Source organism: Streptomyces sp. TLI_105 (genome assembly GCF_900105415.1).
Lineage (GTDB): Bacteria > Actinomycetota > Actinomycetes > Streptomycetales > Streptomycetaceae > Streptomyces.
Genome location: NZ_FNSM01000001.1, coordinates 1,599,302 through 1,617,531, shown reverse-complemented (window position 1 = coordinate 1,617,531; position 18,230 = coordinate 1,599,302). Strand labels below are relative to the sequence as shown.

Genomic DNA, 18,230 nt, shown 5'->3' with positions numbered 1-18,230 from the left:
CGGACTCAGGCCTCCGGGATCTCGAACTTGCTGGTGCGCTGCATGCCGGCGGCGCGGCCCTTGCCGGAGATGACCAGGGCCATCTTGCGGGAGGCCTCGTCGATCATCTCGTCGCCGAGCATCGCGGAGCCCTTCTTGCCGCCGGCCTCGGACGTGTAGTAGTCGTACGCGTCGAGGATCAGCTCGGCGTGGTCGTAGTCCTCCTGCGAGGGCGAGAAGATCTCGTTCGCGGCGGCGACCTGGTCCGGGTGCAGCACCCACTTGCCGTCGAAGCCCAGGGCGGCGGCGCGCTGCGCGACCGCCTTGTAGCCCTCCTGGTTGCGGATCTGCAGGTAGGGGCCGTCGATCGCCTGGAGGTTGTTGGCGCGGGCCGCCATCAGGATGCTCATGAGGATGTGGTGGTACGCGTCCGCCGGGTAGCCGGGCGGCTGCTCGCCGACGACGAGGGACTTCATGTTGATGGAGGCCATGAAGTCGGCCGGGCCGAAGATGATCGTCTCGACGCGCTGGGAGGCCTGCGCGATCGCGTTGACGTTGGTCAGGCCCTGCGCGTTCTCGATCTGCGCCTCGATGCCGATCTTGCCGACCTCGAAGCCCATGGTCTTCTCGATCTGCGTGAGCAGCAGGTCGAGGGCGACGATCTGCTGGGCGTCCTGGACCTTCGGCAGCATGATGCAGTCGAGGTTCTGGCCGGCGCCCTCGACGACCGTGACGACGTCACGGTAGGTCCAGTGGGTCGTCCAGTCGTTGACGCGGACCACGCGGGTCTTGCCGGTCCAGTCGCCCTCGTTCAGGAACTTCACGATGGTGTGCCGGGCCTCGGGCTTGGCCAGCGGGGCGCACGCGTCCTCCAGGTCGAGGAAGACCTGGTCGGCGGCGAGGCCCTGGGCCTTCTCGAGGAAGCGCGGGTTGGAGCCGGGGACCGCCAGGCAGGAGCGGCGGGGGCGGAGCCGGTTCACAGGGCTGGTCATGCGAGGACCTCCGTACTTTCCAGGGGGCTGAGCTTGTTCGCTTGCCGGATCTCGTCGACGATACGGCCGATGATCTCCGTGATACCGAAGTCCTTCGGTGTGAAGACGGCGGCCACGCCCGCGCGCTTCAGTTCTGCGGCGTCGGCGTTCGGGATGATTCCGCCGACGATGACCGGGATGTCCGGGGCGCCCGCCTCGCGGAGGCGGACGAGGACGTCCGGGACCAGCTCGGAGTGCGAGCCGGAGAGGATCGACAGGCCCACGCAGTGCACGTCCTCCGCCAGGGCGGCGTCGACGATCTGCTCGGGGGTCAGCCGGATGCCCTGGTAGACCACCTCGAAACCGGCGTCACGCGCGCGTACGGCGATCTGCTCGGCCCCGTTGGAGTGCCCGTCCAGGCCCGGCTTGCCGACGAGCAGCCGCAGCCGCCCGCAGTTCAGGTCCTCGGCGGTGCGGGCCACCTTCTCGCGGACCAGCGCGAGCGGCGTGCCCGCCTCGGCCGTCACGGCGACCGGGGCGGAGGAGACGCCCGTCGGGGCGCGGAACTCGCCGAACACCTCGCGCAGGGCCCCGGCCCACTCACCGGTGGTGACCCCGGCGCGGGCGCACTCCAGGGTGGCCTCCATGAGGTTCTCCGTGCCCTTCGCGGCCTCCTTGAGGCGCTCCAGGGCCTTGCAGGGCCGCGGGTGGTTGAACGGCGGCTGGTAGCGGTTGTCGCGCCAGGTCTTCAGCGAGCCGACGACCCGGGCCTCGACCGCCGGGTCGACCGTCATGATCGCGGTGTCCAGGTCGGCGGTGAGGGGGTTCTCCTCGGTCGACTGGAAGATGTTCACGCCGACGATCTTCTCGTCGCCGGCCTCGATCCGGGCGCGCCGCTCGGCGTGCGAGGAGACCAGCTGCGACTTGAGGTAGCCGGACTCGACGGCGGCCATCGCGCCGCCCATCTCCTGGATCCGGTCGATCTCGGCCAGGCACTCCTCGACGAGGGCGTCCACCTTGGCCTCGATCACGTGCGAGCCGGCGAAGATGTCCTCGTACTCCAGCAGGTCGGACTCGTGGGCGAGCACCTGCTGGATGCGCAGCGACCACTGCTGGTCCCAGGGCCGGGGGAGGCCGAGGGCCTCGTTCCAGGCGGGGAGCTGCACGGCACGCGCGCGGGCGTCCTTGGAGAGGGTGACGGCCAGCATCTCCAGGACGATCCGCTGGACGTTGTTCTCCGGCTGCGCCTCGGTCAGACCGAGGGAGTTGACCTGGACGCCGTAGCGGAACCGGCGCTGCTTGGCGTTCTCGATGCCGTACCGCTCCAGCGTGATCTTGTCCCAGATGCGGCCGAAGGCGCGCATCTTGCACATCTCCTCGATGAAGCGGACGCCCGCGTTCACGAAGAAGGAGATGCGGGCGACGACCTCGCCGAAGCGGTCCTCGGGGACCTGACCGGAGTCGCGGACCGAGTCGAGGACCGCGATCGCGGTGGCCATCGCGTACGAGATCTCCTGGACCGGCGTGGCCCCGGCCTCCTGCAGGTGGTAGCTGCAGATGTTGATCGGGTTCCACTTCGGGATGTGCTTGACCGTGTACGCGATCATGTCCGTCGTGAGGCGGAGCGAGGGGCCGGGCGGGAAGACGTGCGTCCCGCGCGACAGGTACTCCTTCACGATGTCGTTCTGGGTGGTGCCCTGGAGCTGGGTGATGTCCGCACCCTGCTCCTCGGCGGCCACCTGGTAGAGCGCCAGCAGCCACATGGCGGTGGCGTTGATGGTCATCGAGGTGTTCATCTGCTCCAGGGGGATGTCCTGGAACAGCCGGCGCATGTCACCGAGGTGCGAGACGGGGACGCCGACCCGGCCGACCTCGCCGCGGGCGAGGATGTGGTCGGGGTCGTACCCGGTCTGCGTCGGCAGGTCGAACGCGACCGAGAGGCCGGTCTGACCCTTGGCGAGGTTGCGCCGGTACAGCTCGTTGGACGCCTCGGCGGTCGAGTGACCGGCGTACGTCCGCATGAGCCACGGCCGGTCCTTCTGGCGCTCAGTCATCTTCGGGACCTCAGATGTTCCGGAAGCGGTTGATGGCGTCGATGTGCTGGGCCCGGAGCTCCGGGTTGCTGACGCCCAGGCCCTCCTGCGGGGCGAGGGCGAGGACGCCGACCTTGCCCTGGTGCAGGTTGCGGTGGACGTCGTACGCGGCCTGGCCGGTCTCCTCCAGGGAGTAGACCTTCGACAGCGTCGGGTGGATCTTGCCCTTGGCGATCAGGCGGTTGGCCTCCCACGCCTCGCGGTAGTTCGCGAAGTGCGAGCCGATGATGCGCTTCAGCGACATCCACAGGTAGCGGTTGTCGTACTGGTGCATGTAGCCCGAGGTCGAGGCGCAGGTGGTGATGGTGCCGCCCTTGCGGGTGACGTACACGGAGGCGCCGAAGGTCTCGCGGCCCGGGTGCTCGAAGACGATGTCGATGTCCTCGCCGCCGGTCAGCTCGCGGATCTTGGAGCCGAAGCGCTTCCACTCGCGCGGGTCCTGGGTGTTCTCGTCCTTCCAGAACTTGTAGCCCTCGGCGTTGCGGTCGATGACCGCCTCGGCGCCCATGGACCGGCAGATGTCGGCCTTCTCGGGGGAGGAGACGACACAGATCGGGTTGGCGCCGCCGGCCAGGGCGAACTGCGTGGCGTACGAGCCGAGTCCGCCGCTCGCACCCCAGATGAGGACGTTGTCGCCCTGCTTCATGCCGGCGCCGTTGCGGGAGACCAGCTGGCGGTAGGCGGTGGAGTTGACGAGGCCGGGGGCCGCCGCCTCCTCCCAGCTCAGGTGGCCGGGCTTCGGCATCAGCTGGTTGGACTTGACGAGGGCGATCTCGGCGAGGCCGCCGAAGTTGGTCTCGAAGCCCCAGATGCGCTGCTCGGGGTCGAGCATCGTGTCGTTGTGGCCGTCCGAGGACTCCAGCTCGACCGAGAGGCAGTGCGCGACGACCTCGTCGCCGGGCTGCCAGGCGTTGACGCCCGGGCCGGTGCGCAGGACGACGCCCGCGAGGTCGGAGCCGATGACGTGGTACGGCAGGTCGTGGCGCTTGGTGAGCTCGGAGAGCCGACCGTAGCGCTCCAGGAAGCCGAAGGTCGAGACCGGCTCGAAGATCGAGGTCCAGACCGAGTTGTAGTTGACCGAGCTCGCCATGACGGCCACGAGCGCCTCGCCCGGGCCGAGCTCGGGGAGCTTGACGTCGTCGAGGTGGAGCGACTTGCGCGGGTCCTTGTCTCGGCTCTCGACACCGGCGAACATCTCCGCCTCGTCCTTGTGGACGGTGACGGCCCGGTACGACTCGGGGAGCTTGATGTTCGCGAAGTCGGCGGACGTGGAGTCCGGGGACTGGATCGCGTCCAGGATTTCCTTCACGGGTTGCCTCCGGCGGTGAGCGTCCTGAGGGAGGGACGCCTGGGGGTTACGGCGGGAAGTACTGCTGTTGTGGAGGTGTGCCGTCGGTTCGGCTCGGTGGTGCGGTGGCGGCGCTGTGTGGTGGAGCGCGAGGGTGCCTGTGACGCAGGCGTCCGGGCGCACCGGCCGTGGGTCGGTGGGGACAGCCGGCGCACGAGGTGTGATCTCTGCGCGCCGGCCGCCCGGACAACATCAACGTATGGCACGCCGTGTCACCTGACAAGGCACTGCGTGCCAACAATTTCACTCAGATGCAATCTGCCCGTCACGGATGAGCGATGATCGATCGAAATGGCCCGTGAGCTGCGGGAACATCGCGGAACGCCAAGAGGGCCGCTCCCGGATTCCGGGGGCGGCCCTCTTGGCGGAGCGGGGGTCAGGGCTTGGTGAGCGCCTGCTGGATGGTGCGCATGACCTCGTCGAGCGGAGCGTCCGTGCGGGCCACGGCGACCACGACGTCGCCCGTCGTGGACGCCGTCGCGACCGGCGCTTCCGGGGTCGGCTCGGCCGGCGCGGCGGTGGTGCTCCCGGCGGCCGCCGGGCGGGCGCCTATGCCCGACCCGAAGGTCTCCCGGACGATCGCGAAGGCGTGGTCGAGCTGGGCCTCCACGTCGCCCTCGCCGCCCGCCCGCAGCCAGCGGCGCAGCACGTGGTTGTGGGCGGTGACGACCGCCGACGCGGCCACCTCGGCGAGCAGCGGGTCGTCGTTGCCGTCGTGGTGGTCCCGCTCGTCGAAGTGCCCGAGGAGGTAGCGGGTGAAGAGGCGCTCGTAGCGGGCCACCGAGGCGATCTCCCGCTCCCGCAGGGTCGGCACCTCACGGGTGAGCCGGTAGCGCTCCACGGAGACCGCGGGGGACCCCGCGTACATCTTCATGACTTCCTTGATGCCCCGGCACACCGTGTCGAGCGGGTGCTCGTGCGGCGGCGCGGCGTTCAGCACCGCCTCCGCCCGCACCAGCGTGTCGTCGTGATCGGGGAAGATCGCCTCTTCCTTGGACCGGAAGTGCCGGAAGAACGTCCGCCGCGCGACCCCGGCCGTGGCCGCGATCTCGTCGACGGTGGTCGCCTCGTACCCCTTGGTGGCGAAGAGCTCCATGGCGGCGGTGGCGAGCTCCCGGCGCATCTTGAGCCGCTGCGCGGCGGCACGGGTGCCCGCCGCGCTCTCCGGAGCGTCGGACGGGGAGGTGGCACGGGGTGTCTTCGCGGCCTTGGGCATGGTCCGAACGTACTGCATCGGAGGGGGAGTGTGCCCAGGTGGGGGCGGGGAGGCCCCCGGGGCACCGACGGTGCCCGGGGGACTCAGCAGACCGCCCCAGCCGGCGGTGCGGGACTCAGCGTCGGGCATATTCGCGGAAGCCGCGACCCGTCTTGCGGCCCAGGCAGCCCGCCGCCACCAGGTGCTCCAGGAGCGGGGCGGGAGCGAGGCCCGGGTCGCGGAACTCGCGGTGCAGCACCTGCTCGATCGCGAGCGAGACGTCCAGGCCGACCACGTCGAGCAGCTCGAACGGGCCCATCGGGTAGCCGCCGCCCAGCTTCATGGCCGCGTCGATGTCGTCCAGGGTCGCGTAGTGCTCCTGGACCATCTTGACCGCGTTGTTCAGGTACGGGAAGAGCAGCGCGTTCACGATGAAGCCGGCGCGGTCGCCGCAGTCCACCGGGTGCTTCCTGATCTTCGTCGTGACCTCGCGGACGGTGGCGTGGACGTCGTCGGCGGTCAGGACCGTACGGACGATCTCCACCAGCTTCATCGCCGGCGCCGGGTTGAAGAAGTGCATCCCGATGACGTCCTGCGGACGCGAGGTGGCGCGGGCACAGGCGATGACCGGCAGCGAGGAGGTCGTGGTGGCCAGCACCGCGCCCGGCTTGCAGATCTTGTCGAGCCGCCCGAACAGCTCCTGCTTGACCGCCAGGTCCTCGGCGACCGCCTCGACGGCCAGGTCGACCTCGGCGAAGGCGTCGAGCGAGCCGGCCGGGGTGATCAGGGCGAGCGTCGTGTCGCGCGCCTCGGCCGTCATCCGGCCCTTGTCGACCGAGCGGGCCAGGGACTTGGCGATCCGGGCCTTGGCGGTGTCCGCCTTCTCCTGGGAGCGGGCGGCGAGCACGACCGCGTAACCGGCCTTGGCGAAGACCTCGGCGATGCCGGAGGCCATGGTGCCCGAGCCGGCGACGCCGACCGAGCGGATCTCACGGCCGCCGCCGGCGTCGGCGGAGTCGAGCGGGGTCAGCGCGTCGGGCACGACCTCGCCGGAGCCCGGCGCCGCGTACGTGTAGAAGCCGCGGCCCGCCTTGCGGCCGGTCAGACCGGCCTCGCTGAGCTGCTTGAGGATCGGGGCCGGGGCGTGCAGCCGGTCGTGCGAGGCGGCGTACATGGCCTCCAGGACCGTACGGGCGGTGTCGACGCCGACCAGGTCGAGCAGCGCCAGCGGGCCCATCGGCAGGCCGCAGCCCAGCTTCATCGCCGCGTCGATGTCCTCGCGGGAGGCGTACTTGGCCTCGTACATGGCGGCGGCCTGGTTCAGGTAGCCGAAGAGCAGCCCGTCCGCGATGAAGCCGGCCCGGTCGCCGACCGCCACCGGCTCCTTGCCGAGGTCCTGGGCGAGTCGGGTGACGGCGTCCACGGCCCGCGGGTCGGTCAGCACCGAGGAGACCACCTCGACCAGCTTCATCGCCTGGACCGGGGCGAAGAAGTGCAGGCCGAGGACCCGCTCGGGGTGCGCCGAGTCGGCGGCGAGCCGGGTCACCGAGAGGGCGTTGGTGCCGGTGGCCAGGATCGCGTCGGGGCGGACGATGCCGTCGAGGGCCCGGAAGACCTCCTGCTTCGCCTCGTACGACTCGGGCACGACCTCGATCACGAGGTCGGCCTCGGCGGCCGCCTGGAGGTCGGAGAAGGTACGGAAGCGGGCCAGGACGTCCTGCCGCTCCTCCTCGGTGATCCGCTCGCGGGCCACCGCTCGGGCGGTGGAGGCCTCCAGGGCGGCGACGGCCTGGGCGGCGGCGGTGTCGCTGATGTCGATGCCGATGACCTCGCGGCCGGCCCGGGCGAGGACATCGGCGATGCCCGAGCCCATGGTGCCGAGACCGACGACGGCGATGGTGGAGAGAGGGGTGTCCATCAGGGGACTCCAGAGGAAGAGTGACGACTGAGGGCAGCGCGCGCACGAAAGGGGCGCGGGAAAGAGCGAGGGCGAAGCCCGGAAAAGAGGGCGGTGCCCTGGGAAAAGGTGCGACGGACTCTGTCCCGGAGCCACGTCGAAACTGCCGAACCGACAAGCGAACACAACGGCTGCGTCACCAGGCCGTCGTGAGAAGTGCGGGTGGTGCCCGCTCACCTGAGACTAACCGGCCGGTAACGAGCGCGCCAGTCCCGGGAAGTTGGGAAAGTGTGATCTGGATCGCGGATAGGGTCGGATTCATGGAAATCTCCGAGGATCCGGAATTCTGCTCGATGATCGATCGATTGCGGGACGAGATCGAGAATGACTCCGGAGAAGTCCCGGCGGCATTCACGGAACTCACGGAACTCGCGGCACTCACGGCCCTCGCGACACTCGCCGGATGTGAGGACCGCGCCGGAGGTGAGGACCGTGCCGAGGAGCTGCACCGCGTCCTCACCGCACTCGGCCAGCCCCTCTGGGCCCGCGAGATCGCCGCCTACTCCCTCGGCGTCGCCGGCGACCCCCGTGCCTTCGAGGCCCTCGTCCTGCTCCTCAACCACCGCGACCCGGAGCGCTGCGTCACCGCCGCCCACGCCCTGACCCGGCTCGGCGACCCCCGCACCGCACGCGCTGCCGCCGCCCTCGCCACCAACGAACTCCGCGTCGCCTACGCCCTGGTGCCGGTCCGGCTCCTCGCCGAACTCCGAGCCCCCGAGTCCGTACCGGCCCTGATCACCGTCCTCGGACGGCGACTTCGGGCCGACGACCCGCACTGGCGGGTCGGCCTCGCCTGCGTCGAGGGCCTCGGCGCGCTGGGGGACCCCAGGGCGCGTGCGGTTTTGCGGGAGGCGCTTCCGCACCCCCGGCTCGGCGCCGAGGCCGGGCGGTCACTCCACCGGCTCGACAGCCCGCCTGATCCGGAAGGCACCCCCTAGCGTCCCGACCGCCGGGAGGACCGCCGGGAGCGCGGCGAGTGCGAAGCACAGCGGCAGCGGCAGCCGCCCCACCAGGAGTCCCGCACCGGCGGTCGCCGCCGTCGTGCCCGCGTTGAACGCGGTGTTGACCCAGGCGCCGGCCCGGGTGCGCTGCCCCTCCTCGACGGACTCGTCGGCCAGGAGATAGGCGCTGGTGATCGCCGGCGCCACGAAGAGACCGCCGAGCGCCACCCAGCCGACCAGCGCGTACGGATGCGGGGAGAGTCCCGCCACCGCCAGGACCGCACCGAGGCCGAGTGCCAGCGCCGACAGACGTACGGCGGTGGGCACCCGCCACGGCACGGCGCCGTACAGGAGGCCGCCGACCGCGCTGCCCGCCGAGAGGGCCGCCGCCGCCCACGGAACCGCGCCGGGGCGGTGATGGGCGTCGGCGAACGCGATCACGAGCAGCTCGACGGCGCCCAGGCACATGCCGACCCCGGCCGCCAGGGCCGCCGCCCTCAGCAGCCCGGCCCCGGGGACGCCCCGCCGGTCGGCGGCCCGCTCGGGCGTCCCGGTTTTCCGCTCCCCGGTCCCGCCCCGCACCACCGGCGAGGTCACGAGCCCGAGGGTGCCGGTCAGGACGAGCGCGGCGCTCACCGCGAGCCCGGTCGGCGCCGACGCGTACCGCACGAGCAGGCCCACCAGCAACGGGCCCGTGACGAAGAGGAGTTCCTCCGCCACCGTGTCAAGGCTGTACGCGCGCCGCAGCAGGTCCCGGTCGGTCAGCATCCCGCTGAACAGTGCCCGCGTCACGGGGCCGAGCGGCGGGGGCAGCGCCCCGGCGGCGGCCGCCAGGACCACGAGGACGGCCGGCGGGGTCGCGGTCCTGGCCGTCGCCACCGCGAGCGCGACGAGCAGCAGCGCGGACCCGGCGGCCAGGGGCACCAGGGCGCGGCGCGGCCCGAATCGGTCGACCAGGGCCGCCCGCGCGGGCGACAGCAGGACACCGGTCAGCCCGAACACGGCCATGACCGTGCCGGCCACGGCGTACGAGCCGGTGCCGGCCCTGACGGAGAGGATCAGGGAGAGCGGGGTGACGCCGTTGGACAGTCGCCCCAGGAGGGCCGCACCGAAGGCGCGGCGGGCGTGTGGGGTCCGCAGCACCGCGGCGTACGTGGGCGCGGGGGAGCGGACAGGGGAGGTCACGGACATGACGGAGTTCCTCGGAAGAGGCGCCGGGCAGCGGCCTGCGGCGCCGGGGCGTGCGGGGACGGCGGGACACCGCGCCCGGCTGGGCATGGTCGTCGGATCGCCGACTCCTACGCACGGAAGAGGAACATGCGCGTCAACGTAGCAGAGGGAGCTCCGCCCCGGTCTCGCCGGGAGCCGCCGCGGCCTGCTCCGGCACCAGCGCGAACGCCTCGATCTCGACGAGGAGTTCCGGTCGGACCAGCGCCGACACCTGCACCGCCGAGCTCGCCGGCAGCGGCGTGCCCGCGAAGTGGGCGTCCCGGGCGTCCCGCACCGCCGGGAGGTGGGCCACGTCCGTGACGAAGTACGTCAGCTTCACCACGTCCCCGAAGCCCGCCCCGGCCGCCGCGAGGCAGCGCTCCAGGTTCGCGAAGACCTGGTGGGCCTGGGCCGCCGCGTCGCCCTCCCCGACCACCGCGCCGGAGGCGTCCAGGGCGCACTGCCCGGATATCGCGACGAACCGGCCCGTGCCCCACACGACGTGGCTGTACTGGGGGCTGGGCGCGAGGCCGTCGGGCGCGGGCACATGGGTGAGGTGGCTCGTCATGCCCCACATCCTCGCGCACGCCACTGACAGTGCCCGCCACCCCTTGCGGGGCGCGGGCACCAGAGGGAGGGCGGGATGCGTCAGCGCACGTGGCCCAGGAGGTCGTGGAGGGCGACGCCGACCGGCTCCGCGAGCAGGGCGCCCGCCCGCTTGCCGGTCTTCTCCTCGTCGGCCTTCTCCTCGCCGGCCTTCTTCGGGTTCGTCGGCGCGGCCGCGGTCACGGGCTCCGGCTCCGGGTCGGGGAGCGCGGCGCAGATCGCGTCCACCTCGGTGTCGCCCTCGCCGCGCGGGACCTTGCCGGTGGCGAGGTAGGCGGCCAGGTGCTCGTCGAGGCAGTCGTTCCCGCCGAGGGTCACCCCGTGGTTCCCGCCGCCCTCCTCGACGACGAGGCTGGAGCCGCGGATCAGACGGTGCAGGGCGACCCCGCCCTCGTACGGCGTCGCGGCGTCGTCCGTGGCCTGGAGGATGAGGACCGGCGGCAGCTGGTCGTTGGTGAGGTCCGGCGGGGTCAGGGACTCCACCGGCCAGAAGGCGCAGGGCGCGTTGTACCAGGCGTTGTTCCAGGTGGAGAACGGCGCCTTCGCGTGCACGTCCCAGTTGTCCTTGCGCCACACGTTCCAGTCGCGGGGCCAGCCCGCGTCCCGGCACTGCACGCTCGTGTAGACCGAGTAGCCGTTGTCGGCGGCCGCGTCGGCCTCCCCGTACCGCTCGTACGCCTCCTTCAGCGGCGTCGGGTCCGCGTCGTTGACGTACGCGGCGAAGGCGCTCGCCAGGCGGGGCCAGTAGCCGTTGTAGTACCCGCCGGGCAGGAAGGTGTCCTCCAGTTCGGCGGGGCCGACCTTGCCGCCGGCCGGGGTCGCGCGCAGCGCGTCGCGCATCCGGTACCAGGAGGCCTCGACGGCCGCCGGGTCGGTGCCCAGCTTGTAGACGGCGTTCTGCCGGGCCACCCAGGCCATGAAGTCCTTGTGGCGGTCGTCGAAGGCGTAGTCCTGCGCGATGTTGTCCTCGTACCAGACGCCGTGCGGGTTCACGACGGAGTCGAGCGCCATCCGCCGCACCCGGTCCGGGTACAGGCGCGCGTACACGGAGCCCAGGTAGGTGCCGTACGAGTAGCCGAGGTAGTTGATCCTCGGCGCGCCGACCGCCTGCCGGATCGCGTCCAGGTCCCGGGCGGTGCTCACGGTGTCGATGTACGGCAGCACGTCCGCGTACTTCTCGCCGCAGGCCTCGGCGAAGGACTGCGCCCGCTCGATGGCCGCCCGCTCCGCCGTGGTCCCGGTCGGCACCGAGTCCGCCCGCACGGGGGCGAAGTGGCCGGGCTCGCAGTCGAGCGCGGGCTCGCTCTCGCCGACCCCGCGCGGGTCGAAGCCGATCACGTCGTACTCGGCGGCCACCTTCGGGGGCAGGGAGGCCGCCACGTACCCGGCCATGCCGCGCCCGCTGCCGCCGGGGCCGCCCGGGTTCACGAGCAACGGGCCCTGGAAGGTCTTCGCGGTGTGCGGGACGCGGGTGAGGGCCAGGGTGACCTTCCGCCCGGCCGGGTCGTCGTGGTTGAGCGGCACCTTCAGGGTGGCGCACTGGAGCCGGGGGTACGCCTTCGTGGCGCACTCGGTCCAGGTGAGCCCGGGGAGCGGTCGGGGGGTCGGTTCACCGGCGCCGGCGGGGGCGGCGGGCAGGACGGTGACCGTCCCGGCGACCAGCGCTCCAGCGGCGATCAGCATTCCTGCGCGTGGGGTCATAGGGCGTTTGTGTCCCGAACCGGCGCCGAGGGGACCTGTTTCGGCGAGAGTTGACCCGAACGGATGCGGATCCGACGGCGTGTCAGGTGACCGGTCCGATGATCGGTCCGACGTGCCGTCAGGGGTGCCGCCCGGATGCTCAGAGGAGGGTGAGCTGCTCCGGGGCGGCCGCCGGGGACGGCTCCTCCGGTACGGGGATCCGGCGCGCCGCGCCCCGGTGGGCGGGCCCGATGCCGAACTCGGCGGCCAGCTCGTGCACCTGACGGGTGATCCGGCGCTGGTACCAGGTCGGCGCGTAGGCCCCGTCCGCGTACATCCGCTCGTACCGCCGGACCAGGTCCGGGTGGTGGTCGCGCAGCCAGGCCGTGAACCACTCGCGGGCGCCCGGCCGCAGGTGCAGGACGAGCGGGGTGACCGAGCTCGCGCCGGCCTCGGCGATCGCGCGGACCGTCGCGCGCAGCTGCTCGGGCCGGTCGCCGAGGAAGGGCACCACGGGCGCCATCAGGACCCCGCAGTCGATGCCGTGCTCGCCGAGGGTGCGGACGACGTCGAGGCGGCGCTGCGGCGAGGGGGTGCCGGGCTCGATCGTCCGCCAGAGCTCCTGGTCGGTGAAGCCGACCGAGACGGAGATGCCGACCTCGGTGACCCGGGCGGCCTGGATGAGGAGCTCCAGGTCGCGCAGGATCAGGGTGCCCTTGGTGAGGATCGAGAACGGGTTCGCCCGGTCCCGCAGCGCCGTGAGGATGCCCGGCATGAGCCGGTAGCGGCCCTCGGCGCGCTGGTAGCAGTCGACGTTGGTGCCCATGGCGACGTGCGCGCCCTGCCAGCGGGTGGAGGCGAGTTGCCGGGCCAGCAGTTCCGGGGCGTTGATCTTGACGACGATCTGGGAGTCGAAGCCCAGGCCGGTGTCCAGGTCGAGATAGCTGTGGGACTTGCGGGCGAAGCAGTACACGCACGCGTGCGTGCAGCCGCGGTACGGGTTGACCGTCCACTCGAACGGCATCCGGGAGGCGCCGGGCACCCGGTTGAGGATCGAGCGGGCCCGGACCTCGTGGAAGGTGATGCCCCGGAACTCGGGGGCGTCGAAGGTGCGGGTGGTGACCGCGTCCGTGCCGAACAGGGCGATGTCGGCGGGGGCGGCGGGGGTGTCGCCCAGATTGTCCCAGCGCATGGACGTCTCCTCGATGGCTCGGCCTCGACCGTTCGCTCAGAATAGAACATCTGTTCCCTTGATCGTTGCAACCCGGATTTCGCCCCCCGGAGCCCACGTGGTTCGCTAGGCCCGCACCCCCCGAGGAATCACGAGCTGGAGGAAGTCAATGGCGCAGGTCGAGGCCACCACGGAACGGATCATCGCCGCGGACGCGGAGACGGTGTTCGACGCCCTGGCCGACTACAGCGGCACGCGCGCGAAGCTGCTCCCCGAGCACTTCAGCGAGTACGAGGTCCGCGAGGGCGGCGACGGCGAGGGCACCCTCGTCCACTGGAAGCTCCAGGCCACCAGCAAGCGCGTCCGCGACTGCCTCCTGGAGGTCACCGAACCCACCGACGGGCAGCTCGTCGAGAAGGACCGCAACTCCTCCATGGTCACCACCTGGACCGTGACGCCCGCCGGCGAGGGCAGGTCCCGCGCCGTCGTCGCCACCGTCTGGAACGGCGCCGGCGGCATCGGCGGCTTCTTCGAGAAGACCTTCGCGCCCAAGGGGCTCGGCCGCATCTACGACGCCGTCCTCGCCAAGCTGGCCGACGAGGTCGAGAAGTAACGCCCGGAGCGTTCACCGATTCGAGTGGATCGCCCGCGCCCCCCGTACCGGCCCTCCGTGCGCCGGGGGGCGCGGGCCTTCTCGTAAACGCGCTGATGAGCGACCCAAGTGCGCCGTGGTGCAGGGACGTTCACCCCCGGCGCCGCCACCGCCCTCCCGTACCGCCCGACTTGCTCCCCCTTCGCGCGCAATGCGAAGAATGGCGCGGCGCAGACGCCGTGACGAGGGGAGCAGACACGTGGGTGCGATCACGATCGTGAAGGGCGCCGAGGGTGCTGCGGGGGACGCGGAACCGCTCGTCCCGGACGGCCTGCCCACCGACCCCGCGCCACCGCCCGGCCCGGGACCCGCCGGCCTCGACCCCCGCCGCGTCCGGCTCGTCTTCTGCGGCCTCATGCTCGCGCTGCTCCTCGCCGCGCTGGAGCAGATGATCGTCGCCACCGCCCTGCCGAAGATCGTCGGCGAGCTCCACGGCCTGGACCGGATGTCCTGGGCGATCACCGCCTACCTGCTGACCTCCACCATCGGCCTGCCGGTCTACGGAAAGCTCGGCGACCTCCTCGGCCGCAAGGGCGTCTTCCTCTTCGCGATCGTCGTCTTCGTCATCGGCTCCGGCCTCGCCGGCTGGTCCCGCACGATGGACCAGCTCATCGCCTTCCGCGCGATCCAGGGCATCGGCGCCGGCGGCCTCATGATCGGCGTCCAGGCGATCATCGCCGACATCGTCCCGGCCCGGGAACGCGGCCGCTACATGGGGCTCATCGGCGCCGCCTTCGGCCTCGCCTCCGTCGCGGGACCGCTGCTCGGCGGCTTCTTCACCGACCACGTCTCCTGGCGCTGGTGCTTCTACTTCAACGTGCCCTTCGGGCTCGTCACCCTCGCCGTCGTCGCCGCCGTCCTCAAGCTCCCGAAGCCCACCGCACGCGCGCGCTTCGACGTCCTCGGCGCGCTGCTCCTCGCCGCCGCCTCCACCTGCCTGGTCCTGCTGACGAGTTGGGGCGGCACCGAGTACGCCTGGGACTCCCGGGTCATCCTCGTCCTCGCCTGCGGAGCCGCCGGAACGGCCCTGCTCTTCCTGGTGGTCGAGCACTTCGCACCCGAACCGCTCATCCCGCTCCGGCTGTTCCGCGACTCCGTCTTCACCGTCACCGCCCTCGTCGGCGCCGTCGTCGGCATCGCGCTCTTCGGCGCCGCCAGCTACCTCCCCAGCTTCCTGCAGATGGTCGAGGGCGCCAGCGCCACCGAATCCGGCCTCCTGATGCTGCCCCTCATGGGCGGCATCGTCATCGCCTCCGTCGTCTCCGGCCAGCTCATCAGCCGCACCGGCCACTACAAGATCTACCCGGTGATCGGCGGGGCCGTCTCCGTCCTCGGCATGTGGCTGCTCTCCCGCATGGACACCGACACCCCGCGCCTCCAGCACAGCCTCTGGCAGGCCGTCCTCGGCACCGGCATCGGCCTCGTCATGCCGGTCCTCGTGCTCGCCGTGCAGAACTCCGTACGCCCCGCCGACCTCGGCACCGCCACCAGCGCCCACACCTACTTCCGCCAGATCGGCGGCAGCGTCGGTGCCGCCGTCTTCGGCACCCTCTTCGCCTCCCGGCTCGACGACGCCCTCGGCGACCGGCTCGCCGGCGTCCTCGCCCAGGACGGCTCCACCCCGCTGCCGCCGGCCGAGTCGATCACCCCGGGGACCGTCCACACCCTGCCGGCCGCCCTGCGCGACGCGTACATCCAGGCGTACGCGGACGCGATGCCGCGGATCTTCCTCTACCTCGTGCCGGTCCTCGCGCTCGGCCTCGTCCTCGCCTTCTTCCTCAAGGAGAAACCGCTGGTGTCCCACCACAGCCCCCTCACCGAGGCCACGCACGCCGACGAGACCGACGGCATCCAGTCGGTCCCGCACGCCCGCCGAGCCGCCCCCGCCCCCGTCCACGCCGCCGCCCCTCCGCACTCCGGAGTGCCCGTCTGCGGCACCGTCCAGCACCACGACGGCAGCCGGGTCCCCCGGGCCGCGCTCACCCTCATCGACGTCCAGGGCCGGCAGGTCGGCCGCGGCGCGAGCGGCGAGGACGGCCGGTACGCCCTGAGCGTCCCCGGCGGCGGCGCGTACGTCCTGATCGCGGCGGCCGGCGGACACCAGCCGCAGGCCGTCTCCGTCACCGTCGGCGACCGGCCGGTGGAGCTCGACGTCGTCCTCGGCGGCGCAGGTCGGCTGGCGGGCAGCGTCGTCACCGCCGACGGCACGCCCGTACGCGACGCGGCCGTCACCCTCACCGACGTGCGCGGCGAGGTCGTCGCCTCCACCCGCAGCGGACGCGAGGGCGGCTACGTCATCGGCGAACTGGTCGCGGGCGAGTACACGCTCGCCGCCAGCGCCCCCGCCTTCCGGCCCGCCGCGCTCCCCGTGAGCGTCCAGGCCTCCCGCGAGACCCGCCAGGACATCGAACTGGCCGGCGGCGCGGTGCTGCGCGGCACCGTACGGGCCGGGGGAGGGCGCCCCGTGGAGGACGCCCGGGTCACCCTCCTCGACGCCGCGGGCAACGTCGTCGACACCCTCACCACCGGGCCCGACGGCACCTTCCGCTTCGTCGACCTGTCCTCCGGCGAGTACACGGTCATCGCCGCCGGGTACCCGCCCGTCGCCACCGTCCTCCAGGTGGCCGGCGGCGGCCGCACCGAGCGCGACCTCCAGCTCGGCCACGAGGACTGAGGACCACCGCGCCGGGCGGTGAGCGCACGATGACCACTCACCGCCCCGGTGGCTCTGTCGCCGGGGCGCGGCGGACCGGGCACCGGACGAGGAGCAGGCCATGAAGACGCCGACCGGCAGGACGGCCCCGGTGACGGATGGACCGTGCGGCATCGGCCGGGCGGTCGCCCCGCGGCGCGCGGCCGACGGCGCGCTCGTCGCCGTCCACCACGGCGGCGACGCCGACGCGGCCGCCAGGACCGTGGCGACGTTCGGGGAAGCGGGCGGCACCCGTCTCGGTCCGATCGCTCAGGGCACGCCCTGCCTGCCGGGCGAGAACACGGCGGCCGGGATCGCCCGCAGGACCGCCGAGAACATCACCCTGCGCGCCTGCGGCCAGGACGGGTGCCCCCGCGGTGCCACCTAGGAGGAGGCGGTCGTCGCCTTGCGCAGCGCGCTGATGCAGGTGCCGATCGCCTCCTGGAGGGCTTCGAGGCGCTGGAGCATGTCCGCCTCGTAGATGTCCTCCTCCATCACCTCGTCGAGCGTCAGCTCCTCGAAGACCTTCGTCGCCTTCTGCAGGCTGTTGTAGAACCTCGTCCTCCGCTCCTGGACGCGCAGCGCCGGATCCTCCTCGACCGCCTTGGCGACCAGGTTCTTCACCGTGTCGTAGGCCTCGCCGGCCCACTCGCCCGCCTCCTCCGAGTCGTCCAGCTCGTCGAGGAGCGACAGGTGCCGCTCGGCCTCGGCCCGGATCTCGGCCGGTGCCTCCACGGTCTGCCCGGCGGGGGTCTTGATCTGGCCCTTCTCGACGATCTGCCGCACGTACCCGATGCGGTCGGCCGCCTTCGCCTCGCTCGCCACGGCCTTCTTCAGGTCGTCGGTACGGGCGATGGCGCGGGCCATCTCGGTCTGGAGGGCCGGGTCCTCCTTCATCCGGTCCAGCAGCGCCCCGCGCGCGGCCTGGGCCGTCCCGGGGTCGGCGAGGATCGCAGCCCGCAGCGCCGTCGGGTTCTCCGCGACCTCCAGGGCCTTCGTCGGCCGGATGCCCTCCGCCTCGGCCGCCGCGCTGATCGCCTGACCGCGCACGGAGGACGCGCTGTTGCGGGAGGCGTAGTACGAGAGCCAGACGTCCGCGTCCGGCAGCTCGATGTCCTCGCCCGGGACCAGGACCTCGAACTGCGGGACCAGACCGTCGTCGGCCGCCATGTCCCAGGCCTTGTAGTAGCGCATGACCCGCTCGGGCGAGCACCCGGCGAGTTCCGCGAAGGCCTTCGCCGAGACCTTCGTCCGGGCCGTCCCCTCGGCGGGCTGACCGCCCGGCCGGACGCTCCGGGCCACCTTCAGCGCGAAGGCCCAGCCGCCGGTCCGTGCGTAGACCCCGAAGTCCCGGGCGTCACGCACGACGACGGGGTCGTGGTCCGGTCCGTGGCCGTCGGCGTCGTCGGCGTCCGGGGCCCCGTGCGCGTCCACGGCTCCGTCCGCGTCCCGGGCCTCCTCGGGCTCCGGGTCCGACGGCTCCCAGAACTCCGGCTCCTCCGCCATGACGGGCCCTGCGGGCTCGGGAACCACGACGGGCTCGGTCTCGACGGGCGCGGATTCGGACGGGGTGAAGGCGATGGTCACCGAGAGCTCTCCGGAAGGTCGACAACGACAACTGCGGCCGACAGCCTATACGCACCCGTTGACGATGTTTCGTCCCATTCGAAGGCCGCCAATCGGGTGGTGCACGGGTCGGTCCTCAGAACACCATGCCTCCATGATCCATGGAATCG

Annotated in this window: 14 protein-coding genes; 4 read left to right on the top strand and 10 right to left on the bottom strand. The window is 72.2% G+C overall.

The genetic code is table 11. The features are described 5' to 3' along the window. Window positions 1-5: 5 nt before the first annotated feature. The 5 genes from BLW86_RS07375 to BLW86_RS07355 form a co-directional block, all read right to left on the bottom strand. Window positions 6-971: an HpcH/HpaI aldolase/citrate lyase family protein gene (locus BLW86_RS07375; RefSeq protein ID WP_015037486.1), complete on the bottom strand. Its 966-nt coding sequence runs from the start codon at window positions 969-971 to the stop codon at window positions 6-8. Then, window positions 968-3,004, bottom strand: coding sequence for a protein meaA (locus BLW86_RS07370; RefSeq protein ID WP_093873273.1), 2,037 nt, complete (start codon window positions 3,002-3,004; stop codon window positions 968-970). Before BLW86_RS07370 ends, BLW86_RS07375 begins: the two co-directional genes overlap by 4 nt. 10 nt (window positions 3,005-3,014) lie before the next feature. Next, on the bottom strand, window positions 3,015-4,352 hold the full coding sequence (gene ccrA, locus BLW86_RS07365; RefSeq protein ID WP_093873272.1) for a crotonyl-CoA carboxylase/reductase: 1,338 nt from the start codon (window positions 4,350-4,352) through the stop codon (window positions 3,015-3,017). A gap of 415 nt (window positions 4,353-4,767) precedes the next feature. Continuing rightward, window positions 4,768-5,607 (bottom strand): TetR family transcriptional regulator, encoded by an 840-nt coding sequence (locus tag BLW86_RS07360; protein WP_177181591.1) that lies wholly within the window; start codon window positions 5,605-5,607, stop codon window positions 4,768-4,770. A 115-nt stretch (window positions 5,608-5,722) separates the two neighbouring features. Beyond that, window positions 5,723-7,504, bottom strand: coding sequence for a 3-hydroxyacyl-CoA dehydrogenase family protein (locus BLW86_RS07355; RefSeq protein ID WP_093873270.1), 1,782 nt, complete (start codon window positions 7,502-7,504; stop codon window positions 5,723-5,725). Window positions 7,505-7,803: 299 nt separating this feature from the next. Here BLW86_RS07355 and BLW86_RS07350 point away from each other — a divergent pair, with 299 nt between their 5' ends. Next, on the top strand, window positions 7,804-8,481 hold the full coding sequence (locus BLW86_RS07350) for a HEAT repeat domain-containing protein (RefSeq protein ID WP_177181590.1): 678 nt from the start codon (window positions 7,804-7,806) through the stop codon (window positions 8,479-8,481). On the opposite strand, the gene BLW86_RS07345 is transcribed toward BLW86_RS07350, so the two are convergent. From BLW86_RS07345 to BLW86_RS07330, 4 genes are all read right to left on the bottom strand, one after another. Beyond that, on the bottom strand, window positions 8,434-9,675 hold the full coding sequence (locus BLW86_RS07345) for an MFS transporter (protein ID WP_093873268.1): 1,242 nt from the start codon (window positions 9,673-9,675) through the stop codon (window positions 8,434-8,436). The two genes, BLW86_RS07350 and BLW86_RS07345, sit on opposite strands and share 48 nt — an antisense overlap. 133 nt (window positions 9,676-9,808) lie before the next feature. After that, window positions 9,809-10,261, bottom strand: coding sequence for a RidA family protein (locus tag BLW86_RS07340; RefSeq protein WP_093873267.1), 453 nt, complete (start codon window positions 10,259-10,261; stop codon window positions 9,809-9,811). An 80-nt stretch (window positions 10,262-10,341) separates the two neighbouring features. Continuing rightward, complete coding sequence (locus BLW86_RS07335; protein ID WP_093873266.1) at window positions 10,342-12,000, bottom strand: alpha/beta fold hydrolase; 1,659 nt, start codon at window positions 11,998-12,000, stop codon at window positions 10,342-10,344. A gap of 139 nt (window positions 12,001-12,139) precedes the next feature. Beyond that, a complete protein-coding gene (locus BLW86_RS07330) occupies window positions 12,140-13,171 on the bottom strand; it encodes an Rv2578c family radical SAM protein (protein ID WP_093873265.1) in 1,032 nt (343 codons plus the stop codon). Between the two features lie 148 nt (window positions 13,172-13,319). Here BLW86_RS07330 and BLW86_RS07325 point away from each other — a divergent pair, with 148 nt between their 5' ends. The 3 genes from BLW86_RS07325 (at window position 13,320) to BLW86_RS43995 (ending at window position 16,882) form a co-directional block, all read left to right on the top strand. Further along, window positions 13,320-13,763, top strand: a complete 444-nt coding sequence (locus tag BLW86_RS07325; RefSeq protein ID WP_093873264.1) for an SRPBCC family protein — start codon at window positions 13,320-13,322, stop codon at window positions 13,761-13,763. Between the two features lie 238 nt (window positions 13,764-14,001). Then, entirely contained in the window at window positions 14,002-16,476 is a 2,475-nt protein-coding gene (locus BLW86_RS07320; protein WP_371129458.1) for an MFS transporter, read from the top strand. A 100-nt stretch (window positions 16,477-16,576) separates the two neighbouring features. Continuing rightward, window positions 16,577-16,882, top strand: coding sequence for a Rossmann-fold NAD(P)-binding domain-containing protein (locus BLW86_RS43995; RefSeq protein WP_371129457.1), 306 nt, complete (start codon window positions 16,577-16,579; stop codon window positions 16,880-16,882). On the opposite strand, the gene BLW86_RS07310 is transcribed toward BLW86_RS43995, so the two are convergent. After that, window positions 16,879-18,081 (bottom strand): hypothetical protein, encoded by a 1,203-nt coding sequence (locus tag BLW86_RS07310; protein WP_093873263.1) that lies wholly within the window; start codon window positions 18,079-18,081, stop codon window positions 16,879-16,881. The genes BLW86_RS43995 and BLW86_RS07310 overlap by 4 nt on opposite strands. Window positions 18,082-18,230: the final 149 nt, after the last annotated feature.